We start from the raw sequence: 26,240 nt of genomic DNA on the forward strand, positions 1-26,240 counted from the left end.
AAATAAAGTGTCCAATGCAACTTGCTGATGGTAAAAGGTATGACAAAGATGGTGCGATTGACTTCACTCTGTCAATGAAACAAGGTGTACAAGTAATCCAAAGGAGCATGAAATTTCTTCCATTGGTTCTGGGCTGTTTCGGTGAAACTTTCTTCAAGTGAATAACCAAAAACAGCATGGTTTGAAACGCCATTGATCAGAGCGAGTGTTAATGCAGGAGCCAGGGTAACAGCGACGTTTCTCATTAAATGCCTTGAGTCCAGTTCCCGGCTTTGTTGCAATAGAAATTGCAAGAGTACGGCTCCGACTGTCATTCCGACTTCGGCTTTAAGTCCAATAAAACTGTCTATGTGTCCAATTTCAGATTCAGGACTGGCCAGGGTTATGGTAACAAGTGTGTTTACTTTCAAGAATAGATCTGATCTGCACCAAACAGCCATGGCTCCGCTTATGGCTACAGCCATTGTTCCCGCTATGGCCCCGGTTCCGGCCGCTGCCATGGTTACTGCTTCTTCCACAACTGCATGACCACTGCCTGAGTCAAGAACTAAAAGAGAGCTTAATGTTGATATTGTCTTCATCATTGAAGCAGATATCATGTAAGCAAAGGCTGCTTTCACAGGTGATAATCCTATGTCGAGCATCTTTTTATAGACTATTGCCCCGACCATTAGGCCAGCGATTGATGACAACAATTTATATTCAATACGGGCATAATTTAGCGATTGTGTTGTGCCTGTGTCCTGATTCCTTAAAGTTCGGATGGTAAGGGCTCTGGCTAAGGTTCTGGCCATTACCTCATGGGTAAAGTAAGCCGAAGTCACTATCGCAACACGATAAGGATCCTGGTTAGTGTATGTTTGATAACCAACGTATGCTGTTCCTACAAACCGCAGTGGCTGCCACCATGGCAGCTCAAGGGGCCAGGGCGATATGTGCCCGGCTAAGGCAACCTCAGTGGAGGTGATAATGGCTGCAAGCTGGTTACAAAAAGATGATCTGACCTCTTGTAACTCATTTTCGTCAGAGCCTGACAGGCCAAAGCGACCCGTAAGGGGAGATATCAGCTCGGGTGATTTGCAGATGCTGTACCAGAATCCATAATTGATAACAGTAGAAACTGCGAGCCTGGAACTGCTGGTCACCAGTTCCAGGCTATCTTCAACTAAGGATGCATTATTGTAGTGGCTCAACAAGTTAAATTGTTCTTCTTTTGATCTGCCTGAATGAGCGACTGAACATAAAAATAATAAGCACGAGAAGAGTATTGTTAGTTTACCGAATGTCTTCATTATTGAAGTCCTTAATTGGAGTAACTGATTTGTTATAAGACCAGTCAAAGCTTAACTGTCCGAATTAATCTGTTTCTTTTATAGCATCCATTATGAGGTTCAGGGGCGACAGATCTATGTATACACCGCGCTTTAGAGAGGAATATTAATAAAAGTGGTTGAGTGTTTTTGTTGGTTCGTTATTCAAAGAGAAAAGTTAAACTCAACCCGCTGCTTCCCGAAGCATTCAAAGCAACTTGAGCAGGTTCAGAACCTGCTCACTCCTGTTGAATCTTTTTACACTTTGTTGTTTTTAAACAGGATTACAAAGTTGTTGCCAATGACTTTAACCGTTGGCTATCTCTCGCTTCAACTATCTGTTAATTAAAAAAGCTGTACAAATAATCCAGGGGAGCATAAAATTTCTGCAATTGGCTACGGGCTGTTTCGGATAAACTTTCTTCAAGTGGGTAACCATAAACGACATTGTTTGAAACGCCATTGATCAGAGCGATAGCCAATGCAGGAGCCAGGGAAATCGCAAGATTGCTTAATAAATGCCTTGAATCCAGTTTTGACCTTTGCAGCTTCTGAAGTTCAATGATTCCCGTTGAGACTGCTGTCCCGGTTACCAACCCGGCCAAGATTTTGTAATCAGCTGCAATTCCCCACATCGGAAAAGCCGTGGCCACGATGGCAAGAGTGATGAACTGATTAAGTGCGCTCCCAACCCACATCATTCCGGACATGGTTGTGGCAAATGACCCAGCTAAGACTGCGTTTCCAGCCAGGCTTTCTGCTTCTGCCCCTGTCCCGACAAAATCAAAAGAGCCTGAATTGAGTGCTGAAAAAGAGCTAATGGCTAATATTTTCAGTGTCAATGTAGCGGAGATAATGCAGGCAAAAGCAGCTTTTACCGCTGAAACATCTTTGGCAAGCATCTGTTCGTAAACGATAGTACCGACCATCAATCCAGCGAGTGTTGACAACATGGAATATTCCCTGCGAGCATAATCCAAAGGCCAGACTGTTCCCTGATTCCTTAAAGTTTGGATAGCAGCGGCTCCTGCTACTGTTCTCATCACTACCTCGTTGGTAAAGAAAGCCAAAGTTGTTAAAGGTACATGATAAGGCTCCTGTTGAGTGTATGCTTTATATCCAATGTAGGCCGTTCCCATGTATCGCAGCGGTTGCCACCAGGGCTGCTCATGGGGCCAGAGCGAAAGTTGTCCGGCTAAAGCAATCTCAGCAGAGGTAATAACGGTTGCGAGTTGATTGCAAAAAGATGATTTGATTTCTTGTAACTCAATTTCTTCTGTGCCGGACAGGCCAAAGCGACCTGCAACGGCAGAGACCAGCTCGGGTGATTTGCAGATGCTGTACCAGAATCCGTGATTGATCACGGTGGAAACGGCTACCTTGGAAGTGCTGCCAACCAATTTCAGGCTGTCCTCTACTAATGATGTATTGTCGTAATGGCTCAATAAGTTGAATTTTTCTTCTTTCGATATGTCTGAATGAGCTCCCGGGCATATAAATAATAAGCACGAGAATAGCGGTATTAGTTTAGTGAATGTTTTCATTATTGATGTCCTTAATTAAATTTTCTGGTTTGTTATAAGCTAATGACACGTCAAAAAATACCTGACAGAATTAATCAGTTTCTTAAATTAAATCCAGCATGAGATTCTTGAGTGACAGATGCTCTCTATATGCCCTCCTTTGGCTGACCTTAATAGTTGTAAGAACTTGTTTGTCATACAAATGAACCAGTGTTGCTGTTACTGACTCTTTGGGCTTTTCTGTCTGGATAGTTCTTTATAGTACAGCATTGGAGTTGTCTCCACTCATTATCATAATTAATTCTTCTGGTGTCTGACCTGAAAGAAATATTCACCCGGAACCAAAAAAAGTTTTTTCAGAAATAAGTGGGCGTGCGTATTAGTCAAAGCCGCCAGGGCGCTTTTATTGAATCGCTCAAACGAAGAAAAGTCAGCTGACTTTTAAAGTCATTCAGACGCAATGCGAGGAGTTCATAGTAACTCAAAAAGTTTCAGAGTCTGCTTATTCTACTCGTAAGACAGTCTGCCGGGTTGATCCAGTTATTGTCAATTAAATATGGTGTACAAATAATCTAAAGGGTCATAAAGTTTCTGCAATTGATTACGGGCTGTTTCGGATAAACTTTCTTCAAGTGGGTAACCATAAACTGCATGGTTTGAAAGGCCATTAATCAGAGCGATTGACAGTGCAGGTGCCAGGATAACAGCGGCGTATCTCGATAAATGCCTTGAGTTCAGTTCCCGGCCCTGTTTCCAGAGAAACACCTCGAAAATGGGCCCGACGAAGCTTCCGGCTATGGCGCTAAAATAGACTCTGTATCCAACTTTAGGTATAGAGCGAGTGAAGGTGCTAACTGCGGTTACAGTCAAGACAACATTTGATCTGCTCCTAACATGGCCGGTTAAGATTGCGGCTGTGGCCATTGACCCAGCTAAGGCCCCGGCCCCGGCTAAGGCTGCTGTTCCTGTATCGTTTTTATTGCCAACGCCTGAATTTAACGCTGAAAAAGAGCTAAATGATGATATTGTCTCTGCCAATATAGAAGATAACACGAAAGCAAAGATTGCATTCGCAGGTGTATAACCTCTATCGATTGCCTTGTCATAGGCTATCATGCCAACGATCGTGCCAGCGATTGATGACAACATGGTATATTCACTACGGGCATAATCCAAAGATTGGATTGTATCATTGCCCTGAGACCTTAAACCCCTGATAGCATGGGCTCCGGCAAATGTTCTTGTTATTATCTCATTGGTAAAGTATGCGAAGGGTGTTATGGCCGCAAGATGAGGTACCTCTTCAGTGCCTGCTTTATAAACACTGTATGCTGTTCCTGCAAATCGCATTGGCTGCCACCAGGGCGGCTCAACGGGCCAGGGCGATATGTGTCCGGCTAAAGCAACCTCAGCAGAAGTCATAAGCGCTGCGAGTTGCTTACAAAAAGATGATCTGATCTCTTGTAACTCATTTTCTTGTGGGCCTGACAGGCCAAAGCGACCCGCAAGGGCAATGACCACCTCAGGTGATCTGCAGATGCCGTACCAGAATCCATAATTGATCGCGGTAGAAACTGCCAGCCCGGAACCGCTGGTTACCAGTTTCAGACCGTCTTCAACTAAAGATGCGTTATTGTAGTGGCTCAATAAGTTGAATTGTTCTTCTCTCGATACGTCTGAATGAGCGGCTGAACTTATAAATAATAAGCATGAGCATAGCGATATGAGTTTAATGGTTGTTTTCATTGTTTATGTCCTTATTAAGTGTGACTGATTTGTTATTAGTAAATGACCAGTCAAACCTTAAATACCAGAAGCATCCTGTTTCTTTAATTACATCCGGTATAAGGGTTATAAGTGGCAGATGCTTTATATTCACCCTCCTATGGCTGAACTTTCCAGTTAAGAAACCTGTTTGGCACATGCAGGAGCCTGCCATGCGTTCTCAGCACTATGGGCTTTACTAATTCAACAGGGATTTATAGTACAATAATGGATCTTTCGCCATTTATTGTCAGGAGTTGACTGTTCTGCCAATGCCCATTGATAGTCTCCCGAATCAGCTATCTGTCAGTTAAACAAGGTGTGCAGATAACGCAAAGGAGCATGAAATTTCTGCCATTGGTTTCGGATAGTTTCTGTCAAACTTTCTTCAAGCGTGTAACCATAAAGAATATTCTTTGAAAAACCATTCATCAGAGCGATTCCCAATGCAGGAGATATGGTAACAGCAATGTTTCTCCATAAATGGTTTGAGTCCAGAACGAAGCTTTGTATCACCAGAAGCTGCTTGTATCCGGTTCCGGCTATGATTCCGGCAAGCACTGCGTCTTTGGCTATGAATTGAAACTTGGTCATAGATATGAACAGCTTGGCGAATGTGATTAGGGACGCGTACACATCTGATGACAACCCAACAGTTGCGACTCCGGTTATGCCTGTGGCTAGTGAACCCGTTATGGCTCCAATTCCGGCTATGGCTTTTGCTTCTGCCTCGACTGAATCAACAGCGCCTGAATTATGTGCTGAAGAAGAGCCTATTGCTAATACTTGCTCTATCAATAAAGCCGATATCAGGTATGCAGAGATTGCATCTAAAGTTGTAGCTCCTCTGCTGACCATCCTGTTATAAGCTGCTGTCCCGACCATCGTGCCTGCCATTGTTGACAAGAAGGAATATTCACTACGGGCATAATCTAAAGGTTCGATTTTGCCTCTATCCTGATACCTTAAAGCACGTGCAGCGTAGATTGCGGCTACCGTTCTTGCCATTACCTCATGGGTTAAGTAAGCAGCAGTCGTTGTGAGCCCATAATATGGATCCTGGTCAGTGTACACCAGATAAGCGCTGTATGCTGTTGCTACAAACCGCAGCGGCTGCCACCAGGGTGTCTCAGGCGGCCAGAGCGATACGTGTCCTGCTAATGCAATCTCAGTGGAAGTGACAACGGCTGCGAGTTGATTGCAAAAGGAGGATTTGAACTCCAGTTGCTCATTTTGCTCTGTGCCTGACAGATCGGAGCGACCCACAAGGGCAGAGATCACTTCGGGTGATCTGCAGATGCTGTACCATAATCCATAATTGATCACGGTGGAAATCACCAGCCCGGAACTGCTGGTTGCCAGTTTCAGGCCATCTTCAACTGACGTTGTATTGCTGTAGTGGCTCAATAAGTTTAATTGTTCTTGTTTTGATATGCCCGAATAGGCGATTGAACATAAAAATTGCAAGCACAAAAACAGTGGTAGTGATTTACCGGATGCTTTCATTATTTACGCCCTTAATTCGGGTAGTCGGTTTTGATATAAACAAAATACCAGACTGACCCTACCTATCGTGAGTACACGGTTACTTTGATTACATCCAGCATAAGTACCTAACCAGTTGGTTTCGCATATTCTGGACGGCGGCTTTTTCCACCCTTCTGCGTTCCAACTCTGGTTGCGTAGCTATGGCTACGCGCCCGTCGTCGCGCCTTGTAGGATGAAAAAATCCACTCGCCAGAATATGCGAAACCAACTGGCCAGGTACTTAAGGTTCATGGGCGACAGATGCTTTATATGTCCCCCTGGTTTGGCTTATATTTCTGTTGCGAAAAGCTGATCGGTATGCACTAGGAGCCTGACCGAGAATAGACTGCCCTACTGCGGCGGCAGCAAATTGGTCTGAAAATCCGCTTTTGTTCGTCAAATAGCTCGCTATTCTCCTCACAAAACCGAATTTTCATCCTCAATTTTCTGCCGTCCTCGCTACGGGCGCTATTCTCGGTCAGGCTCCTAGCAGCCTGTAATGCGCCAGCTTTTGGCCACTTCTGTTTTTCAGAAGGATTTATAGTACAGCAATGTCATTTTCTCCATTCATTGGCATGAGGCTGAGTTGCTCAAGCATAGAAAAAAGTCAGCTGACATGTAACTTTGCGAAGCGTTCAGAGCAGCTCGAACATATGCAGAACCTGCTGATTGCGGGCAAACCTTTTTACGCTATTCTCGCTGTCAAACAGGATGACAAAGTTAGTGTCGTTGACTTCAATGACTTTACCCTTCCCGAAAATGCTGTGTTTCAACCTCCGGTTAAGTTGCCATGGGGCATTTTCCGGTACTTCCCTGCGTAAGATGTTTTGTCGTGCTGACAGATAGGCCGGACTGTGAGACGAAGCGGAAGGCTTTGAGCGATGCTTTTCTGCCAGTGAAGGGATGGTTTCAATCCTTTGTGCCAGGTTCGGCTTTATTGCCTGAAAGTATCGACGTGCTGCTTTACTCAGGCCATTTTTCTTGAGTTGGTTGACCAGTTCATCCTCTGAGGCCTGGTTGAGTGACTGGCAAACGGATTTGACGTGAGGGACCTGCATCTCTTTCAGGAACTGGCTGATCTGTTGTGAGCCGTTATCCATCCAGCTTTTGGCTTTGGGCTGGAGAGATCCGTTGCTGGTAAACAGGTAGAGTTTTTCTCTGGCACGAGTCATGGCTACGTAGAGCAGTCGACGTTCACTTTCCAGATCTTCGCTGCTGCCCGGGGTCAGTTCATCTTCTCTTTTGAACGGCCAGTATTTTGAGGTCAGTCCCGGAATCAATACTGTCGACCATTCCAGCCCTTTAGCCCGGTGGCAGGAGCTGATCACGATCTGTTCGGTTCCGTGAGCGGTCTGTTGTCCCGAGGTTCTGGATGGTGTTTTCTGTTTGGATCTCAATTCATCCAGATGCAGGCAGCTTTCCCCGACGGTCAGGTTCATTTTTCTCAGATAGCTGAGGAATCCATCGATGGCCAGCAGTTGCTCTTCCGTTCTCTGATCATTAAGGCTCATGGATTGCAGGCTTTCCCTGAGCTCTGTGCGTTGAATGTAGCCTTGCAGTAATTCAGCAGCAGGTTGCTGATCGGATGTCTTTTCCAACAACTGTAATATCTCACCCCTGTCGTAAAGCTTCTGACCCTGATAATCACTGATTCCTGAAACTTTGCCGGCTAGCTGACCCAATTCTTTTCCCCATTGCTGATCCTGTTCCTGAAGGCGGGCAACCAGTTGTTTTAACAGGGCTGCTTTAACGCCCAGGTGAGGGAGGGTAAACAGCGAAGTCAATATCTCGGAACGAACGGCAGGGTTCAGGTGCTGCAACTCGCCTGAGGCCATTCTGAGGGCTGCGATCAAGGCTGATATTTCAGGACGGTCAAACAGGGAAGGGCCTTCACACTGGTAAGACAGACCGTTTGCCAGCAGTCTCAGCTCCAATGGGACGGATTGTGCCCAGACCCTCAAAAGCACAGCAATCCGGGAGTCGGAGTTGGAAATATGTTGCTGGATAGTGGCCAATACCCGTTCGGTATCTTCGCCTGCCCCTTGCGAGATTGAGATACTCGAATCCGGGTTGTCCGGGTGGGCAATACAGATCACATCTTTTCTGTTTTTGTTACGACTGATCAAGTGACTGGCTGCCATGGCGATCTCGTGGCCATAGCGAAAAGTATGAGGCAGAGTCAACTCGTGAACGGCATCGGTGCTGGCGTAATCCGCTTCGAAATGCCGGAGAATATTATGGATATTGGCTCCGGCAAATTCATAAATGGTTTGATCAGGATCGCCCACGGCAATCATTTTTGCCCGTTCACCAGCGATGATACGGGTCAACCGGTGTTGCAGGGTCGAAGTGTCTTGATATTCATCTACTATGATTCGATCTATTTTGTTGGTGATGCGGGGGATGACATCCGGGTTGGCTTCTATCAAACAGACTGTGTCGTATAACATATCCGTGAAGGTTATTCTCCGATGCTGGTGGCGCCACTGTTCAAAGGCCTCAAAGAGTTCCACCAGAAATCGAAAATAATCAGGATAGTCTGCCTGTTCCAGAACTTCGCAGGGGGCGTTAAGACTGGCTTTAACGTTATCGATAAAACTGCTGGCCACTTCAATGTAACGGGCGCTGTCTGCTTTGATCCGGTCTTGCAGTACGTCAGGTGCCAGTGCCAGCAGCAGTTCCCGGACTTTCAGTTCGATCTCTTTCTCTGTCAGGGGGCGGTGATTGTAGGTTGCTCTCAATCCCCAGCCTTCCAGCGACTTCAGAAGTTTCAGGCCTGTTGAGTGATAGGTCCGGACTATCGGAAGTGTCGGCCACTGTCGACAGCGCTTTCGAAGCTTGCGGGTAAAGTCCAGCTGGGCTGATTTGTTAAACATCATGACCATGATGCGTCGGGGAGGAACCCCCTGGTTCAGCAACTCATGAATGAGAAAGGAGAGGGTGGTGGTCTTACCTGAACCGGCCACGGCTATGCAAAGGGCATGTCCATTTACATGCCGGGTTACCCTCTGTTGAGGGCCGGTCAGTTCCATACAATCAATACGCCAGTGGGGATCTATCGGACAGAGTAATCATAGTATCAGATAATGGTCTCAGGAGTGCATACTTATGAATACTTTATCGAACCAGATTTTCTACAGGCTTCACACCTTTCAAAACTGAAGATCAAAACGCAGGTCTAATCCCGAGGCTTCAAAGTCGCCATCGCCGATTCCGTCATAATAGGCTGAACAATAAAAACTGACACCGTTGCTGCTGTAGAGGTTAATGCCGGTCTTGAGCATTGCTCTAAAACCCTCACCAGCCAGGCCGGATGAACCGGACGGAACTGGTGCAGAGTTTTTTTGTTTGAAGGTCCAGATTCCCTCAAACGTGAGAAAGGGTGACAGACGAGTGTCCGTGGACATTTTGAAGTCTTTTCTGACCGTTGGTCCAAAATGAAAAACGCCGGTTTCGACTTCAACCGAAGAAATGGCTACGTTCAACGAATCCAGATAGTCATCACTTTTTTCCTTGTAGTAGGACAGTCTTGCCTCTGGCGTGATTCGAGTTTCCTGTATCTGCCAGGTTCCGATCAGCGCAGCAGTTGCGAGCCAGCGTTCAGAATCAAACGAATCCCGATAGGTGCCAAAGGGTGAAATCCTGTTCTCTACTTTACCCCAACCAGCACGGGCATCGACATAGAAATTGTCTGACAGCTCTGTGGTCAAATACGGAGAGACCAGAAACCCAACACCTTCTGCTTCACTACCAGGGACTAAATACTCTAAGTCCGTCCAGTCACCCTGAACGGAAAGACCAACAAGAAGCTTTGGCTGGAACAAATAATCCATACCAATATGAAGAACTCCGAAACTGCCATCACCTTCTTTGTAATTGAACCTGCTGATTTGTCCCTCGGTCCAAACGTCGAACTTAAAAGGGATCTCAGAGTTGGCTGCAAGCATAATCTGTTTGCCAACTGCGGTTGGGAATTGTGGTCGAGGGTCTGGATTTTCGAGAGAGCGATGAAGGTCATCCAGAGACAGCCCTGTTTTTGAAACTGAGGACGATCTACCGACCCGCTGGTCAGACCCTAATGTCGCGATCAATACATCGATATTTGCAAGAACCTGCTGAAGATTAGCGTGTAAACCAGGTGAGTACGCATGCGAATGCGCATTGCTTCTGCTGTAGGCAAAACTGACCCGATCTGCTCCGAGGCACGCTGAGAATGGCAAGCTCCCGGCATTGAATGCAACGCCGAAACCTTCGATGCCAGAAGTTCCTGGCATGCTATTTTCCAGTCTGTTGATGCGCCGGACGACATCGGGTTGGTGTTGCAGGATCAGCCTGGACCGTGCCTCCAGAAATTGCTCTATCTGATGCGTTGTGGCGCGCCGCGAGTCCTTCATATCAATCGTGCAAACAATCGATTCCGCAGAGGTAAGCAAGAGCGTACCAGTTTGTTTTTGTACGTCCAGAACGCCTGAGGGATTGTCGCATGTAGCACCTTCTACCCCGATACCATCCGGTGCCGAAAAGTTTATGGGATAACTGCCGGGAGGCAAAGGAATGGCTCCGGAACTGCCCGATCCGGATTTGACCGGAATGGCAGTGTTCAAGTCAGGAGCTGACGACCGAATAAAGAAAGTACCGTCGACGTCAGACCGGATCACAAGTGTTACCGAGCCAAGTGGTGAAGCCGAGACGATTACATCAAAGCTACAGGTCGCGACGTTACCCGCATGATCTGTTGCAGTATCCGTAAGGGTCGTTACTCCCAATGGAAAAGCGCTTCCGCTGTTTAAGCCGACAGTAGGGCTCGATGTTTGTGTTGGTGTCACCGGGCCATCTTCATCGTCTGTTGCAGTGGGTGAGGTAAATGTTACGACGGCTGAGGTCTCACCTGCTGGGGCGGTTTTGTATATGTTTGAAGGAACCCCCGAAAAAACGGGTGCGGTCTTGTCAACATGTGGTGAAGTCGTAACGACCACACCAAAACTGTAGGCCGCTATGTTACCCGTCCGATCTGTCGCGGTATACGTAAGGGTCGTTACACCCAGTGGAAAGGCGCTTCCGCTGTTCAATCCGGGAGTAGGGCTGGAGGTTAGTGTTGGTGTCACAGGGCCATCGGTATTGTCTGTTGCAGTGGGTGACGCAAACGTAACGACGTATGACGTCTGTCCCGCCGGAGCGGTTACGTAAATGTCAGAGGGAACTCCCGAAAAAACCGGCGCAGTAATGTCAAATCTGCCACCATTTGCGACAAATGGCGTTATCTCCTCCGAGCCAGAAGGGACCGAGAAATTCAAGTTGACAATTTGTCCGTTGTCCTGAGTGTAGTCGTGATTGATAGTGCAAGAGCCGAGGTCTGGATTGCATTCGTAAAAGAAGCCCGGTCTGAAATGGGTAGGTGCGACGCAACCTTGTCCCGCGCAGCTGCCTGAATAGTCGGAGATATTAAAATTGGGCACACCTGCTTCACCAAAGCCGATAAAAACCCGCTTGCTTTGCAAACGATTGATGACAGAAAACCCGTTGTTCGGATGTGCAGCCCCATTGAAAATGCAACTACTGGGTGATGTCGTGTAATCTCCTTCGGCCAGATCACCAAAGGAAGGTAGTCTTGGACAGGCTACCTGGGCCGTCGAAATCCGGGGTTCTAATAATCCAATTAAGGTGAGAAAGGCGAGAACCAGAAAGCGTTCTGAACAGTATCCCATGATGAGATCCAATTCTTAAGAAATCATTTAGTGGACAGAATCAAGTTGTCTTTCATTACATCAGAATATCATCAACATCAGATTCTAGTCAGAGAGCAGATTTGTAGCAATTTTGCAGGTTGCCGGAGTCGTCGGCAGATTGAGTGAAATCTTTGTATCCGTTTACAGGCGAATTCTACGGGACATAGGGTGTGTCATTATTATGTTTTTATTCGGTAATTACTTTCTATTAAAGCCAATAAATATATAAGTATAATGCCCCAAAAATCCGTTTTAAGGTGACCATCCCCGTGCAACACATGCTTATAAGTCTCTTGGGAATCGCAGTCCTATTGGGTATTGCAATATTATTATCGGACAACCGCAGAGCGATAAAGTTGCGAACCGTGGGTGGGGCATTTGCTATTCAGGCGGGTATCGGCGCATTCGTTCTTTATATCCCTGCCGGACAATACATTCTGGAAGCCATTACCAACGGCGTTAATGCTGTTATGGGATATGCTAACAGTGGTATTGGTTTCCTGTTTGGAGGACTGGCCAGCTTCAAGCTTGGCTTTATCTTCTTTGTCCATGTTCTCTCTGTCATTATCTTCTTTGCTGCTCTGGTGGCAGTGCTGTATTACCTGGGGATCATGCAGCTTGTCATCAAACTGTTTGGCGGCGCTCTGCACAAATTACTGGGCACCAGTCGCACAGAATCGCTCTCAGCTGCTGCTAACGTTTTTGTTGGTCAGACTGAAGCACCTCTGATGGTTCGTCCTTTCATCAGCCGTATGACTCAGTCCGAACTGTTTGCCGTTATGGTGGGCGGTCTGGCGTCTGTTGCCGGTGCAGTTATGGTGGGTTACGCCAGTATGGGGGTTGAGCTTAAGTACCTGATTGCTGCCAGTTTCATGGCGGCTCCGGGTGGCCTTTTGATGGCAAAAATTATCAAGCCTGAGACCGAGACACCTTATGATGACGTAGACGACATTGACGAGGAGGGCTCTGAAGAAAAGCCAGCTAATATTTTTGATGCTGCTGCTTCGGGTGCTGCCAGTGGTCTCAAACTGGCTGCCATGATTGGTGCCATGTTGCTGGCTTTCATCTCCCTGATTGCCATGCTTAACGGTTTGCTGGGTTGGGCTGGTGGCTGGTTGGGTTATCCTGACCTGACCATAGAACTGATCCTGGGTTATGCCTTCTCTCCTCTGGCTTACCTGATCGGCGTACCCTGGTCTGAAGCTCTGACTGCAGGCAGCTTCCTGGGTCAGAAAGTGATCGTTAACGAGTTTGTTGCTTTCAGCAGTCTGGCTAACTACGTCGATGCTGAAGCGGCAGCCAAGGCCGGTGTTGCCTTGTTGTCTGATCGTTCTCAGGCAATTCTGACCTTTGCCCTCTGTGGCTTCGCCAACATTTCATCCATTGCTATTCTGCTGGGTGGTCTGGGCTCTATGGCGCCTGACCGTCGTCAGGACATCGCCCGCTTTGGTCTGAAAGCGGTGGTAGCGGGTACACTCTCTAACCTGATGAGTGCCACTATTGCCGGTCTGTTCCTGGCCTTGGCCGTTTGAAGTCCGTTATTGGGTGAGTCGTAGTCAACGGCTCATTCAATTCTTCCTGACTGACTCCGCTATTTTCTATATTTTCTCTTCTATTGATTGGGTTTTCAGGGCTAACATTCAGCTATTTCAAATGGGCTACAAGACCCCCTCTGCTTCTCAGACCATGACGATTCTCCATCTGCTGTCGGGCCTAACCTGCTGGACCAGGTGCAGTCCGGAACGGGAAGGGCAAAGAATCCTGTTTGCCAATAAAGCAGAAATTGATGCCGAATCAATAGGTCGCATCGAAATCTATGACAGTGACTCGACTGTGGATATACCTGAGGGTGTGCCGCGCGAGAAAAGGCAGGGCAAGAAAAAGTCGGGTGAGAAAAAGCAGAAAGCCGGGGGACGCATGAAAAGAAGGAGTGATCACTACCTGTGCCCTTGCTCGATGAAACTACGAAACTTCTACCTTGAAATGTTCTGTTTTGTAGAGGTTTTTTTCAAAGGAAGATATATCCGGGGGTTTGCGTTTTCCCAGTCTGGAGCTATAACGACAGTTGCGCCATCTAGTTCGTAAGTTTCTTGTTTCAAGCAACTAGCAACTGTTGAGGGAAACGCTATGTCTGCAAGCCATTCCCCGGGTGTCGGTGAGCCATGTGCGGTAAGAGGCTCGGTCCTGTCCTACCGGGACGACCCCTTCCAGTCGCCGCTGGAAGAGTGTGTCGTCCACGAGCCCGACGGTGTGATAGTGATGCAGGACGGAAAGATCTCAGCTTTTGGTCCTGCTGATCAGGTCCTGCCCTCTTTGCCCGAGGGCATAGAAGTCACTAACTACAGAGATTCCCTGATTGTTCCCGGTTTCATTGACTGCCACGTGCACTACCCGCAGACGGAAATCATTGGTGCGTATGGCAAGCAGTTGCTCGACTGGCTGAATAAATACACCTTTGTTGCCGAGCAAAACTTCAGGGACAAGGCGCATGCCCTGGAAGTCGCGAAAGTGTTCCTGCAAGAGGGTTTGCGCAGTGGCACGACCACTTCCTGTGTCTTCTGCACCGTAGACCCGGTGTCGGTGGATGCTTTCTTCGAGGAATCCGAGAAGCTGGGAATGCGCAATATCGCAGGTAAGGTTTTGATGGACCGCAACGCGCCCCCGGAACTGATGGACACGGCGCAGAACGGCTACGACCAGACCAAGGAACTGATTGCCCGATGGCATAACAGGGGGCGCAGCCTCTACTGTGTTACGCCGCGTTTCGCTCCAACCAGTACTCCTGAGCAGATGGAGATGACCGGGGCTGTATGGAAAGAGCACCCCGGTACTTATTTGCAAAGCCATGTGTCGGAGAATCTGGGCGAGATTGAGTGGGTCAGGGAACTGTACCCAGCGCGTACCGGGTATCTGGACGTATACCACTATTACGGGCAGCTGGGTGAGCGCAGCATTCTTGGCCACGGTGTCCATTTGACTGAAGAGGAATTTCAGATCCTGCACGATACCGGAACGGCGATTTCCCACTGCCCAACTTCCAACCTGTTCCTGGGCAGTGGCCTGTTCAGCGTGGAAACTGCCATGGACAGCAAGCGGCCGATTCGGGTCGGTTTGGCAACCGACCTCGGTGCTGGCACCAATTTCTCCCAGTTAGTCACCATGAACGAGGCTTACAAGGTCGCGCAAATGGGTGGTTATTCCCTGAGTGCCCATCACGCTTATTACCTGGCAACCCGTGGCGCTGCCAATGCCCTGTACCTTGATGACAAGATCGGCAGCATTGCGGTCGGGATGGAGGCAGACATTGCGGTGTTGGATCTAAAGGCAACCCCGTTGATGGATTATCGCCTGAAGTACGCAAACGACCTGGACGAGGTTTTGTTTGTGCTCATGACACTGGGCGATGATCGTACTGCACGTGCGACCTACGTCAACGGCAATTGCGTGTACCAGCGAGTAGCCAGTGAGACACAAGCATGACATGAAATGAAATAGCTCTCCATCAAACCTGGCCAGACAGGAGTATCAGCATGAGTAGGCAAAGCACCCTGGGTGGCGGACAGGCCTGGATCAACTGGCTACTGGCAACCGCTTTTGTCGTTTTTGTTTTCACCTTCCAGACGGGCTATGCCATCACCAGCGTGGGCATGCAGGAAGATCTTTCGCTGACGGTGGCCCAGGTGGGTTTGATTGGCTCTATCTATACCTGGGCATTTGCCGTGGTGCAGTTCTCCAGTGGCTCTATCCTGGATCGCTTCGGCATTCGCTGGGTCTTGCCCATCGCAGCGGGCTTTGTCTCGGTCGGGGGGTTAATTTTTGCCAATGCGGATGGCCCCAAAGTATTGGTATTGGGGCAGGTGTTGATGGCCTTGGGTGCATCCTTCGGCTTTGTCGGGGCCGGCTTTACCGGAGGGAGCTGGTTCGGTGCTGCCAAGTACGGAATTATGTTCTGCTGGGTACAGTTTGTGGCGTCCGCCGCAGCAATTATTGGCCAGCGTGTGCTGGGCAGCCTGGTACAGGAATTACCCTGGAACACCGTATTGAATGGCCTTGCACTGGGCGGAACAGCTCTGACGGCAGTTATGTTTATCGTGATGCGAGATCCGACACGGAAGGACCAGCACCTCATTCCCTGGGAGGGGGGACGTAAATTCCTGCACGATGTGGTGCATGCGATCAACGAGGTGGCATCCATCCCGGACAGTTGGATCAACGCTCTCATTGGTGGTGCGACTTTCGGTACCATGCTGTCTATGGGGGTGGTTTGGGGTCCCAAGTACCTGATGGTCGCGGGTATGGGGCAGACTGACGCGTTTTTCACCAGCTCAATGATGTGGGGTGGACTCGCACTGGGCGCGCCGGTTTGGGGTTGGCTCTCAGACACTTTCCGTAGCCGCAGGAAAACCATGTTCATTGGCTGCTTTCTCCAGCTACTCACCATTCTATTCATTCTGTTAAATCCCTCCATGTCACCGCAACAAGCGAATATCTTCTTCTTCGCCTGGGGATGGATGGCTGGTGCGTCCATGCTGAACTTTCCGATTGCTGCGGAGTTGGTGGAGCCACACCTCATTGGCACCTCGGCCGCCGTTGTGAATGCGGTGCAGTTCATTGTGGGCGGTATCATCATGGCAATTCCTGGTCGGGTCCTGTCGGGCTCAGGGCTGGTGGCGCGGATAGCTGATATAGAAGGAGATGCCGCGCAAACCGTCGTCAACTATCAATGGGCCCTGGTGTGTATTCCGCTAATCCTGGCTCTGGCGTGTTTCCTATTCCTGTTCCTGCGAGAGACTTACCCCCACGAAAGCCAGGCCTAGTCAGGGTGTTTAATGCCAGAGCGGCCGTTACGGTAGATTATTCAATGAACAAAAGAATCAGCAATTGCGTTGCGATTAACCTGTTGAGTTTTAACCTGTCGCAGGGGGGGGGCAAAGTCCGGATATTTGATTACCAGTCCAATGAAGTGCAACACCACTTCGTTCGCTATGAGATACCGTTTCTGAATGAGCCCAAGGACGAGAACGGCTATGTGTGAACCAGCGTAAAGACGGCTGGCTAGCTATGAACTTTTTTATCCGTTGACTGTCCAAGGACATAGTTTTTCAAGAATGTTATGTTGTTATGAGTTACGGATTAGCACTAACAAACTTTGCTCCGGCCAGTTTGGGCGCTTCGGGCAGAGAGGGATTGCAGCCATCACAGTATGGTACCTCAGGTGCAAAGACCCATGAGGCAACAACAAAGAGTTCATCTACCTTAGACCCGAATGCTGCATTTTTCACAAAAAGCGCACTGTCTCAGAATGATATGGGTACTCTGACATACTTTTTTTTAGACATCCCTTGTCGTAGAGTAATGAGTTCTCTATCAGACAGGGGAAAGCCGGGCGGAATACTTTAATCAGATTCAGGAAGTTTGCTCAATTCCTGTCTGATAAGTGATGCAGAATCGGTAGTGGAACTTTGGGCGATCGCTTTATCCAATCATAATTAACGGGTGTGTTCATGCAGGAACGAGGGCAAGTTGCAGCCTGGGGTATCATTACCACGGTGCTCCTGATTCATTTAACCATGGCATCCGGAGTGCCACTGGGTGTTGATGAAGCTCACTATGCACTTTATGCCCTTCATCCGGCCCTGAGTTATTTTGATCATCCACCTATGGTGGGCTGGTTACAACTTCTGGTAGCACCGCTGGGGTACGATGAATTTACAGTCAGGCTTGTCCCTGCGATTCTTTATGCGTTAAGCAGTTATCTGGCATTCAGGGTCAGCAGGATACTTTTTCCTGATGGTCCGGTCTGGATCGGACTGGTGGCAGTCTTTCTGATCAATACGGCACCTATTCTGCAGCTGATGGGGTGGGGGCTGGTACCTGATCTGCCCCTGATGGTCTTTGGTCTCTTGTCGCTGGAATTGATTTACCGCATCCACCATGACAATTGTTTACCTTATTGGCTGGCTCTGGGTATCGTCTTTGGTTTGGCGGGGTTGAGCAAATATACGGCGGTATTCCTGCCCCTGGGCATGATACTTTTCATGATTCAGTATCAGGGACTGAGATGGCTTCGACAGGCCGGTCCATGGTTGGCAGCTTCGATAGCACTGGTGTTGATTTCTCCTGTACTCCTCTGGAATGCTGACAACGATTGGGCATCTCTGGCTTACCAGTTTAATCGTGGTGTCGGGGTTGAGGAGTGGTCATTAAAAGAGGCTCTGGTCATGCAATTGGCGCAAATGCTTCTCTATTCCTTACTGGCTTATGTTGCCGCCATAGCGGCGATTTTTTCACTGATCAGGAAACGAATCCCGGAGCGCCACAGGGCATCTTCCTGGCTGATTATCTGGAGTGCTGTGCCGTTACTGGCTGTGACCAGCTGGTCTGCCGGTGATGGCACAGTGTTGCCTAACTGGCCAGCCCTGGGTTGGACACTACTGGCGCCTTTGTCGGCCTATTGGATCTGCCATGGCTGGTCCCGTTTGTGGGTGAAAGGTCTGGTTGTTTTTTCTTCCATCCTGTCACTGGGACTGATTGGCTTTGTGTTTTTCTTTCTGGCCTTTATGCCTCTTTCTACTTTCCCTTTCATGACCTCAGCCATCAAAGACCTGGTGGGTTGGAAAGCAGCGGCTGAACAGGCGCAGTTATTGAAGCAGAAGTGGCAGAAAGAAGCAGGAATAGAATCGGTTCTGATGGTGGATAACTGGACCAAGGCCAGTCGCATAGCCTGGTATGCCTACCCTGAACCCGTGCAACTGCTGACCGATCGATTAACCCAGTTTGATTTCTGGCACGGCAAACCAGAATCCGGTAGTTATGGTCTGCTGGTACGCGATAAGAAATCAGCCCCTGAGAGTGGCCGCCTTAAAATACAGAACTTTTCCTGCATACTGGTCGATGAGACAGAATCCGGGCTGGACACTATTACGGTTAATCGATTCCAGTTTTATCGGTGTCAGGCCGCTCAGTAACTGAGGTTTTATTTAAAGCCTCATCCCTGGTCTATTGATGGGGTTTTTGTGCTTTTCTGTACGGCTTGCCTTTAACATTGATTTCATCAGTTTTTTTATTCTGTCTTTGCATATTCTTCTGTTTGCTGTAACTTGGTTTTTAGTGTTGGATAAATTCATCTGTTCATGATGAATCATCATTTTTATCGCTGAAAGCTGTTTTGACAGGGTTTCGAGGTTATATAAGGAATGTCCGATTTGCTCGGAGTCGATTCTGGCCGGTCTCGCTCAACAATCTATAAAGCCAGCTGCTTTCTGTTTCCCTTCGTGGCGCTGTTTTCAGTCACAGCGGTCAATCATTCAGTTTTTTATCAGGTCAATGACTGGGGTGTTGAGTCGCCCGCTGCTGTTTTCTGGGTGTTATTAACCAACCTGGGGGATGGCTTTTTCCTGTTTCCTCTGGCTATGTTGTTGTTTTATAAAAAGCCGGACAAACAGCTGGCGATTATTTTTACCATGTTGGTGGGTGACTTTTTATTGAGTGGTGGTAAAGCTCTTCTTCCCTTCTCACGTCCGGTCGGCGAGCTGGGGCTTGAAGCCGTTAATGTCCTGGGGCCTGTTTTAAAAACAGATACCATGCCTTCGGGGCATACCGGTACGGTTTTTCTTTTGGTTGGACTTTCGTTTCTTTATTTGAATTCACTCACTCAATACCTGCTTCTTTCGATTGCAATTCTTTCTGCAATCTCACGCATTGTTGTCGGGGCTCATTGGCCGTTTGATATTTTTCTGGGCGCCTGGGTGGGTATTCTTGCTGCTGTGACAGGGGACTTCCTCGCCAGTAAAGTGGCATCTGGCCTTAAGAGTCGGATGGTCTTTATTCTTCTGGGTTTGTTGTGCGTGGCTGTATTGCCATTCTACGACAATGGATTCCGCTCTTATAAAGTGATTATGTATTTACAATTTGTACTTGCGTTGCTGGCTCTGGTTTTATCCGCTCACTGTATGTTCTCTCTTTATCAGGACGAGCTGGAAGCTCGCATGAAACAATCAGGAACCCTGTTGAACAAGCTATTTATGACAGGGCAGAGACTGACCAAGTTCGGCATGGTAGGAACCAGTGGATTCTTGGTGGATATGGGTTTTTACACTCTCTCAGTGCAGTGGCTGGGAGTGCCTCACTTGCTGGCAAGAGGTGGTTCCTATTGGGTCGCTGCCAGCTGGAACTGGTTCTGGAATCGTACTTTTACTTTTTCCCATGTCCCCAAAGAGAAAAAACTGAAACAGTGGAGTAAATATCTGACTATGTGTATGGTCAGTTTTATCCCCAACTGGGGAACTTATTATTTATTAACGTCCTTTGTACCTTTCTTTACGGAATACAAACAGCTGGCACTGATATCCGGTGTTTTGGCGGGCATGTTATTTAATTTCACCATAGCAACGGTATTTGTTTTTTCAGGACAAAAGTCCAATGTAGCTAAGGGGGCCAACCTGTGAAAGTAGATACTATGCGATGGGTTGATCATTATGTGGGTGTTCCACTCTGTCTTCTTTTAAAACTGGTTTTCTGGCCTTTTGACTGGATTCATAAGGGGCAGAAGAGGGTTTCTAACAATGTACTGTTGATTGAGTTGTCTGAAATGGGCAGTGCTATTCTGGCTGACCCTTCCATGCGCTGGCTGAAGGGACAGGGCAAAACCCTGCATTTTGTCATTTTTGAGAAAAATGCTACCAGCCTGCAGTTATTAAATACCATTCATCGGGACAATATTTTCCTGATTAAACCGGATAATTTATTCAGCCTGGCAATCAGTAGCCTTAAATTCCTGATCTGGTGTCGGAAAAAGAAAATTGATACGGTGATTGATCTGGAGTTGTTCTCACGTTTTACAGCCATTCTGAGTCGACTCTGCGGTGCCAGCAATCGGACAGGTTTTGATCGGGTTCATGAAGAGGGTCTGTACCGGGGTAATTACTTAACTAACCCGGTGATGTATAACCCATACAGCCATATTTCGAAAAACTTTATGACTCTGGTGAGGGCTTCTCAAAATACACCTTATCAGCCTTATCAGAAAGAGCTATTTGATGAGTCAATTCAACTGGCCAGAGCAGAAGTAAGCAGTGATCTGAGATCATCGGTGATCACCAAGCTGAAATCGCTTTATGTCGGTTTTGAACCGGGTGTTCAGCGTCTGGTGCTTGTGAACCCTAATGCCAGTGACCTGCTCCCCCAGAGACGATGGATGAAAGATCGTTACGTTGACGTTATTCGGACTTTGCTGGCCGAGTACTCAGATATTCTGGTGGTCATTACCGGTGCTCCGGCAGAACGTCCAGAAGCTGAAATTCTCAGACAGCGGGTGAAACATGAACGCTGTCTCAACAGTGCCGGTGCTTTTGAGTTTAAAGAGCTGGTTCCCCTTTACTCTCTCTCTGAACTGATGTTGTCCAATGATTCCGGACCTCCTCATTTTGCTTCCGTCACAGAACTGAAAACCTTCGTGATATTCGGCCCGGAAACACCCGCACTTTACGGTGCCCTCGGGAATTCAACTCCGATCTATGCCGGATTGCCCTGTTCGCCCTGTGTCAGTGCCGCGAATCACAGGAAGACCAGTTGCAACGATAACCAGTGTCTGAAAGCCATTGACTCCCGACAAGTACTGGATTTACTCAGGCCAGTGCTGGATAACAGCCTGATCTTGAAAGCAGGTTAGGGTTCGGGAGAAAGGATTCTCTAATTGCAACCGGTCATTACCAGAGCATGTGTTACACTAAATTTTAATAAAGTATCTTTTTCGATTATCGACGAGAGTTCAAGGATGAACCTGACAACAAGGATTCTTCGCTCACGCAAGGAAAAGCGTTATTCCCAACAAGTTTTGGCTGATCTGATCGGTGTCTCCCGAAGTGCTCTGGCTCAATGGGAAACCGAAATGAGCAGTCCCAGTCTTGAAAATCTCCGCAAAATGGCTGAGCTTCTGGAAGTTTCATTTGAATGGTTGGCGACAGGCAGGGGGAATCAGTACCTGACTTCACCTGCAGATACCATCTGCGACACTCAAGTCGATGATGAGATCATTCGCAGCCTGAACAGAATGAACCTGAAGAAAAAGCGGGCCATTCTTAATGTCATGAGAGCCATGGGGTGATCGGCTTCAGAAGCTCATATTCTCACTTCATATGCTCGGAGGTGAGTTGTTAAAAAGTTAATTTTATTTCCGTTTTTTGCCGTTGCAGCCACAGGTGCAAATGCCAAAGTGACATTTGAAGGCTCATTGGGTGTCTTAAGTGGAGAGGCGACCGAGTTAGTCTATATCGACGGGGAACGAGCCAGCCAACTCGATTGGGAAACTTACAATGCCCCTGTTATCAAGCTAGGTGCAATTTGGGATTTAGACCCAAGATGGACATTTAATGCAGACTACTGGATGACACTGACGCACGGCAATGGCTATTTGACAGATAGGGACTGGGAGTCAGGAATAGCTGAACCATCTGACATATCAAAACACCCTCACACAAAAACAACCAAGGCCTCTGCAATAGATCTAAGTGCTTCTTATTGGCTGCTTTCAAAAAGCGATTATAAAGTAGGCGTTACTGGCGGCCTGTTTGGTCAAAAAATGCACTATGAGGCACGTGGAGGTTCATATAATTACGATTTCGGTGAGGATGTAGGTACTATACCTCATGACACTCTTGGAGTTTCATACCAGCAAATATTTTTAACGTTATATCTGGGGTTGAGTGGAGACTACAGAGTCGGAAAATCTCAGTATGGTGCCCAAATAAAATGGAGCCCTCTGGTTAAAGCTGAAGATTTCGATACGCACCATCTTATAGATACGACTTATGACGGCAAAGGTAGTGGCCATTCAACTTACGCCTCTTTATCGTTTAATTACGCCTATCAACTAAGTCCGAGGATGAAAATTTACAGTGAATATACTTTCACAAAATTTTCTGAGAAAAACATTAATCTCAAGATCGATGATGGTTCTGAAACATTCTATTTGAAAGACGGAGGCGGAGCAGCCAACGAAAGTTCATTAATATCGGTTGGACTAAAGTACAGCTTCTGATAGCTTGTATACTTGCTTGATAAAAGGCGCTGAAAAGCGCCTTTTCAATAACCATGCATCAAACAACTATTTTTGGCTGCAATGAAAGAGGCTCACTGAAGACCTGTCAGAACAAAAGCCTTATTGGCATTGTCCAGACAGGTCCTCTCCATTTTGCTTTGATCGAGCCGGTTTGGGTAGTGACGCGGTAGACAACTTTGTGTTGTCTGGTTATTTCACCACTTCCCGCAGTTTGTTTCCCGGTTTGAATTGCGGCAATTTACAGGCGGGTATATGAATTTCCTGGCCTGTTTGCGGGTTCCTTCCCTTGCGCGCCGCTCGATCCACCACTGAAAAAGTTCCAAACCCGATCAGCTGCACAATATCCCCTTTTGCAAGGGTATCCTGGGTATTTTGAATGAAGGCATTGACGGCCTGCTCCGCCTTGTTCTTTGAAAGGTTGGATTGCTCTGCGACCTTTTCAACAAGTTCTTTCTTGTTCATAGCGCGTCTCGACAATGATTACCTGTGGGTGAGAAGGAATACCCACCCGGAGCAACTCTGGATGGGCGACGGGCATCTCTGGTATCAGACGTACTCAGGATGAAGGATAGAGGCCATATTGCTGTTCCTCATAATTCACAACCAGAAGCGGCTGATGTGTGGGGTCCGGATAGTTGATGGTGCAAGCCGGATCATCGACGGACCGACAATTGCAATGGCTGTCGCTGGTATCCTGTTTATGGCGGATGAATATCTGGTCAATCAGATCTTTTCTGCCTGCTTGCTTCAGGGTACAGAGCAGGGCAGGCAGTTCCGGGGCGCTGACATAATTTGCGTAATCAATAGTGGTGGTCAGGGCAGGGCTTTGCAGAAGTTCGTGAGCCGTGTGCAGCCTTATGGGGAATACAGGCTGGTGACTGGTGGAAATATCCGACAGTTCCCTCTGAAAAACGGGTCTGGTTCGATCAACGACGATCTGAGCTCCGAACTGTCTGGCAGACATTCCAGTGTCAGGGTCTTCAACCCCATGTGTTGTGATAGGGGTTACTACTGAATCTTCGTTGGCCATCAGTTTCCTCAGCAAATTCAATGCGGCGTTTTACAAAATTGGAAGCCGCCTAATCAGGAATTAAGACCGATGGATTCCAGTTTTGGTCACAGGCTGTCTGTTCTTGGTCAGTTTCCTACTATTCAGGCTTCTCTCAGAGCAGAACGACGGATCGGCTTAAGCAAGTAATCCGGAACCGATATTCTTCTGTGGAAGTGCCAACGCTGGTCTGCATTCCAGAAATAATCGGTAACGGGTTCTCGGAAGTGCCCGGATGGTTTTTTTTCGTTCTAACCCGAACAATATAGAAGCTCTTGCCGTTTTCGTCCCGAATCGTGTCGGCACTGACGTGTTCCACTGTGCTTTGGAGGCTACCATAAATGACAAAAATATAGGCAGTCACCTTGACAATGGCATTGAGCCAAGCCTGATAAGAGCAATGTATCCGGGGCCTATCCGTACCTTAATCCTATGAAGCTACTTTCTCGCTGCCTGACGGGCCTGACAGAAAGTAGCACTCAGGAATCTGGTCAGGCTTCCAGCTCACGCTCCAGCGGCAGCATGTGGTGTCTGGATTGAACCGCAAGCAGGTCACAGTCGATATTGCTGGCCAACTTCTCAGCCGTATTGCCCAGGGTCAGTCCACTGAGGCCTGAACGGGCATTGGTGCCCATGATCAGCAGTGATACCGCCAGCTCACGGGTCAGGTCCGGAATCATGGTCTCCGCTGGTGCAGTGATCAGGTGGATAGCGTCCTCGGTAATCCCGTAATCTTTGGCAAAATGCTGACAATTCTGAAGGTAACGCTCCTCATTGGTCTGACCGTCACCCTTGTCGGATACTGCCAGCATTATGGTGGGGTAGGCAGAAGCCAGATGCAGCTGTGCATCAAAATAGTCTCTGACCACTCTGGCATTTTCCATGATGGCCTTATTCAGCTGTTGATGGTCGGCATCTCCGGGATCGGCCTTAATGGCCGCGAGCATAGGCTCATTTTCCCACGGACGATCATGACGAACCAGAAGGACCGGAACCCGGCTTTTTCTCAGTAAAGCCCAATCTGTAGGCGTAGAGAAAGGCTTTTCCATAAAGCTTTCCTGCCGGAAATCCTTGATAACCAGATGACTGCGTTCCATCTGTCTGACATGGATAATGGTGTCGAGAAGGTTATTTCGCCACGACTCCTGACTGGTGACTTCTATACCGTCGGCCTCGACATTTTTGCTAAGTGTAGAGAGTACCTCAGCAGACGTTGCGTCAGGTTTGGGGTTCGGAGCCAGAATATGAAGACTGCAATGGGCTGCCCTGGCCAGTTGGGTGGCTCGATTGAGTGCGACATGACGGGCTTTGCGAGTATCAACAATAACGAGTATTCGTTGTATTCCTTGCATGGCCTGCTCCTTTATACCTTAAGAATTTCTATAACCCTGAGGGGGTCTAACTCTAACTGTTTTTTTTATAGACTAATGGGATCGAACTGAATAGCCCGATGAGGAAAAATGATCTGCATTAATATCGTTAACTTGTTAATCAGAAATTTGTGACGATGGCTCTATTAACAGGCATCAACCCATGACAGCATTCAGCTTTAAAGGTAAGGTAGTGCCGGAATTTTTACCCTTATTCAAACTTAATCAGGGTCGTTTACCAGGACCTGGTTGTTTGGATTTTGTTGCTAAGAGACATAGAAATAATGAGTGACCAGAGCCTGACCGAACTTTTTCCTGAACTGGATGCTTTTTTACCCTGTGTGACGCCAGATGAATGGATTGCAGAAGCGCTGAAAAATCAGGATATTCTGCTGATTGATCACGCTAATTGTGAAAAAAAAGCGGCTTCCACTGCCTTGAACCTGATGTATCGCTACACCGGGCATTTTCAGTTGCTCAACAAAATGTCGCGCCTGGCTCGTGAGGAGTTGAGGCATTTTGAACAAGTTCTGGCCATTATCAAAAAACGGGATATTCCTTATGGAACCCTGTCAGCTTCACGTTATGCCGGAGCGCTAAGAAAGCACGTAAGAACCTGGGAGCCCGCTCGAATGGTGGACACCTTGATTATTGGTGCTTACATTGAAGCCCGCTCCTGTGAACGATTTCACAAGCTGGCCCCATATCTTGATGATGAGCTGAAGAAGTTTTACCTGTCACTGCTCAAGTCGGAAGGTCGACATTTCAAAGATTACCTGACTCTGGCAGAAAGTCTTTCAGAAGAATCCATAGAAGAGCGAGTGGCTTTTTTTGCCAAAGTAGAACGGGAAGCCATTGAGTCCGCTGATGAAACCTTCCGTTTTCACAGTGGCGTTCCGGCCACTGCCTGAAA

Annotated in this window: 20 protein-coding genes; 11 read left to right on the forward strand and 9 right to left on the reverse strand. The window is 47.9% G+C overall.

The genetic code is table 11. The features are described from left to right. Positions 1-71: 71 nt before the first annotated feature. The 6 genes from ACO6V5_RS05240 to ACO6V5_RS05265 all read right to left on the reverse strand — a co-directional run bounded on the left by ACO6V5_RS05240 (position 72) and on the right by ACO6V5_RS05265 (position 11,829). A complete protein-coding gene (locus tag ACO6V5_RS05240) occupies positions 72-1,196 on the reverse strand; it encodes a hypothetical protein (RefSeq protein ID WP_422441844.1) in 1,125 nt (374 codons plus the stop codon). Between the two features lie 455 nt (positions 1,197-1,651). After that, entirely contained in the window at positions 1,652-2,755 is a 1,104-nt protein-coding gene (locus ACO6V5_RS05245; protein WP_422411156.1) for a hypothetical protein, read from the reverse strand. A 624-nt stretch (positions 2,756-3,379) separates the two neighbouring features. Further along, positions 3,380-4,255: a hypothetical protein gene (locus ACO6V5_RS05250; RefSeq protein WP_422134001.1), complete on the reverse strand. Its 876-nt coding sequence runs from the start codon at positions 4,253-4,255 to the stop codon at positions 3,380-3,382. 648 nt (positions 4,256-4,903) lie between these two features. Continuing rightward, positions 4,904-6,004: a hypothetical protein gene (locus ACO6V5_RS05255; protein WP_422134000.1), complete on the reverse strand. Its 1,101-nt coding sequence runs from the start codon at positions 6,002-6,004 to the stop codon at positions 4,904-4,906. Positions 6,005-6,759: 755 nt separating this feature from the next. Continuing rightward, positions 6,760-9,156 carry an ATP-dependent helicase gene (locus tag ACO6V5_RS05260; RefSeq protein ID WP_422133999.1) on the reverse strand — a complete coding sequence of 799 codons (2,397 nt, stop codon included), beginning with the start codon at positions 9,154-9,156 and terminating at the stop codon, positions 6,760-6,762. 120 nt (positions 9,157-9,276) lie between these two features. Then, positions 9,277-11,829, reverse strand: a complete 2,553-nt coding sequence (locus tag ACO6V5_RS05265; RefSeq protein WP_422411674.1) for an HYR domain-containing protein — start codon at positions 11,827-11,829, stop codon at positions 9,277-9,279. Positions 11,830-12,128: 299 nt separating this feature from the next. On the opposite strand from ACO6V5_RS05265, the gene ACO6V5_RS05270 reads away from it, so the two are divergent. The 10 genes from ACO6V5_RS05270 (at position 12,129) to ACO6V5_RS05315 (ending at position 22,888) form a co-directional block, all read left to right on the forward strand. Next, the gene (locus tag ACO6V5_RS05270) at positions 12,129-13,382 is read left to right on the forward strand and encodes a NupC/NupG family nucleoside CNT transporter (RefSeq protein ID WP_422411695.1); all 1,254 of its coding nucleotides are present in this window, start codon (positions 12,129-12,131) and stop codon (positions 13,380-13,382) included. A gap of 121 nt (positions 13,383-13,503) precedes the next feature. Next, positions 13,504-13,935, forward strand: coding sequence for a DbpA RNA binding domain-containing protein (locus ACO6V5_RS05275; protein WP_422138130.1), 432 nt, complete (start codon positions 13,504-13,506; stop codon positions 13,933-13,935). Positions 13,936-13,977: 42 nt separating this feature from the next. After that, a complete protein-coding gene (gene guaD / locus ACO6V5_RS05280; protein WP_422133996.1) occupies positions 13,978-15,330 on the forward strand; it encodes a guanine deaminase in 1,353 nt (450 codons plus the stop codon). A gap of 50 nt (positions 15,331-15,380) precedes the next feature. Continuing rightward, a complete protein-coding gene (locus ACO6V5_RS05285) occupies positions 15,381-16,667 on the forward strand; it encodes an MFS transporter (RefSeq protein WP_422133995.1) in 1,287 nt (428 codons plus the stop codon). 44 nt (positions 16,668-16,711) lie between these two features. Beyond that, positions 16,712-16,885 carry a hypothetical protein gene (locus tag ACO6V5_RS05290; protein WP_422411677.1) on the forward strand — a complete coding sequence of 58 codons (174 nt, stop codon included), beginning with the start codon at positions 16,712-16,714 and terminating at the stop codon, positions 16,883-16,885. Positions 16,886-17,354: 469 nt separating this feature from the next. Next, positions 17,355-18,818 carry a glycosyltransferase family 39 protein gene (locus ACO6V5_RS05295; RefSeq protein WP_422411679.1) on the forward strand — a complete coding sequence of 488 codons (1,464 nt, stop codon included), beginning with the start codon at positions 17,355-17,357 and terminating at the stop codon, positions 18,816-18,818. A 228-nt stretch (positions 18,819-19,046) separates the two neighbouring features. After that, positions 19,047-20,297: a GtrA family protein gene (locus ACO6V5_RS05300; RefSeq protein WP_422133993.1), complete on the forward strand. Its 1,251-nt coding sequence runs from the start codon at positions 19,047-19,049 to the stop codon at positions 20,295-20,297. Next, on the forward strand, positions 20,294-21,520 hold the full coding sequence (locus tag ACO6V5_RS05305) for a glycosyltransferase family 9 protein (protein ID WP_422411681.1): 1,227 nt from the start codon (positions 20,294-20,296) through the stop codon (positions 21,518-21,520). Before ACO6V5_RS05300 ends, ACO6V5_RS05305 begins: the two co-directional genes overlap by 4 nt. 105 nt (positions 21,521-21,625) lie before the next feature. Beyond that, positions 21,626-21,955, forward strand: a complete 330-nt coding sequence (locus ACO6V5_RS05310) for a helix-turn-helix domain-containing protein (RefSeq protein WP_422133991.1) — start codon at positions 21,626-21,628, stop codon at positions 21,953-21,955. Between the two features lie 108 nt (positions 21,956-22,063). Beyond that, entirely contained in the window at positions 22,064-22,888 is an 825-nt protein-coding gene (locus ACO6V5_RS05315) for an omptin family outer membrane protease (RefSeq protein WP_422411683.1), read from the forward strand. Positions 22,889-23,098: 210 nt separating this feature from the next. Here the strand turns inward: ACO6V5_RS05315 and ACO6V5_RS05320 are convergent, their stop codons facing one another. From ACO6V5_RS05320 to ACO6V5_RS05330, 3 genes are all read right to left on the reverse strand, one after another. Beyond that, complete coding sequence (locus ACO6V5_RS05320; protein WP_257254590.1) at positions 23,099-23,371, reverse strand: HU family DNA-binding protein; 273 nt, start codon at positions 23,369-23,371, stop codon at positions 23,099-23,101. Between the two features lie 94 nt (positions 23,372-23,465). Further along, positions 23,466-23,939, reverse strand: a complete 474-nt coding sequence (locus ACO6V5_RS05325) for a hypothetical protein (protein WP_422133989.1) — start codon at positions 23,937-23,939, stop codon at positions 23,466-23,468. Between the two features lie 509 nt (positions 23,940-24,448). Continuing rightward, entirely contained in the window at positions 24,449-25,309 is an 861-nt protein-coding gene (locus tag ACO6V5_RS05330) for a universal stress protein (RefSeq protein ID WP_422138124.1), read from the reverse strand. Positions 25,310-25,611: 302 nt separating this feature from the next. Here ACO6V5_RS05330 and ACO6V5_RS05335 point away from each other — a divergent pair, with 302 nt between their 5' ends. Further along, entirely contained in the window at positions 25,612-26,238 is a 627-nt protein-coding gene (locus ACO6V5_RS05335) for a tRNA-(ms[2]io[6]A)-hydroxylase (protein ID WP_422133987.1), read from the forward strand. The last annotated feature ends 2 nt before the right edge of the window (positions 26,239-26,240 follow it).

Origin of the sequence: Endozoicomonas sp. ALD068 (genome assembly GCF_049310145.1) — a bacterium.
In the GTDB taxonomy this organism is placed as follows: domain Bacteria; phylum Pseudomonadota; class Gammaproteobacteria; order Pseudomonadales; family Endozoicomonadaceae; genus Endozoicomonas_A.

What these genes read in the sequence shown, in the direction of transcription:
- ACO6V5_RS05295 (WP_422411679.1), top strand. Translation starts at nt 17,355, where the DNA reads ATGCAGGAACGAGGGCAAGTTGCAGCCTGGGGTATCATTACCACGGTG.
- ACO6V5_RS05335 (WP_422133987.1), top strand. Translation starts at nt 25,612, where the DNA reads ATGAGTGACCAGAGCCTGACCGAACTTTTTCCTGAACTGGATGCTTTT.
- ACO6V5_RS05265 (WP_422411674.1), bottom strand. Translation starts at nt 11,829, where the DNA reads ATGGGATACTGTTCAGAACGCTTTCTGGTTCTCGCCTTTCTCACCTTA.
- ACO6V5_RS05300 (WP_422133993.1), top strand. Translation starts at nt 19,047, where the DNA reads ATGTCCGATTTGCTCGGAGTCGATTCTGGCCGGTCTCGCTCAACAATC.
- ACO6V5_RS05260 (WP_422133999.1), bottom strand. Translation starts at nt 9,156, where the DNA reads ATGGAACTGACCGGCCCTCAACAGAGGGTAACCCGGCATGTAAATGGA.
- ACO6V5_RS05325 (WP_422133989.1), bottom strand. Translation starts at nt 23,939, where the DNA reads ATGGCCAACGAAGATTCAGTAGTAACCCCTATCACAACACATGGGGTT.
- ACO6V5_RS05310 (WP_422133991.1), top strand. Translation starts at nt 21,626, where the DNA reads ATGAACCTGACAACAAGGATTCTTCGCTCACGCAAGGAAAAGCGTTAT.
- ACO6V5_RS05290 (WP_422411677.1), top strand. Translation starts at nt 16,712, where the DNA reads ATGAACAAAAGAATCAGCAATTGCGTTGCGATTAACCTGTTGAGTTTT.
- ACO6V5_RS05250 (WP_422134001.1), bottom strand. Translation starts at nt 4,255, where the DNA reads ATGACTTCTGCTGAGGTTGCTTTAGCCGGACACATATCGCCCTGGCCC.
- ACO6V5_RS05275 (WP_422138130.1), top strand. Translation starts at nt 13,504, where the DNA reads ATGGGCTACAAGACCCCCTCTGCTTCTCAGACCATGACGATTCTCCAT.
- ACO6V5_RS05330 (WP_422138124.1), bottom strand. Translation starts at nt 25,309, where the DNA reads ATGCAAGGAATACAACGAATACTCGTTATTGTTGATACTCGCAAAGCC.
- guaD (WP_422133996.1), top strand. Translation starts at nt 13,978, where the DNA reads ATGTCTGCAAGCCATTCCCCGGGTGTCGGTGAGCCATGTGCGGTAAGA.
- ACO6V5_RS05320 (WP_257254590.1), bottom strand. Translation starts at nt 23,371, where the DNA reads ATGAACAAGAAAGAACTTGTTGAAAAGGTCGCAGAGCAATCCAACCTT.
- ACO6V5_RS05270 (WP_422411695.1), top strand. Translation starts at nt 12,129, where the DNA reads ATGCTTATAAGTCTCTTGGGAATCGCAGTCCTATTGGGTATTGCAATA.
- ACO6V5_RS05285 (WP_422133995.1), top strand. Translation starts at nt 15,381, where the DNA reads ATGAGTAGGCAAAGCACCCTGGGTGGCGGACAGGCCTGGATCAACTGG.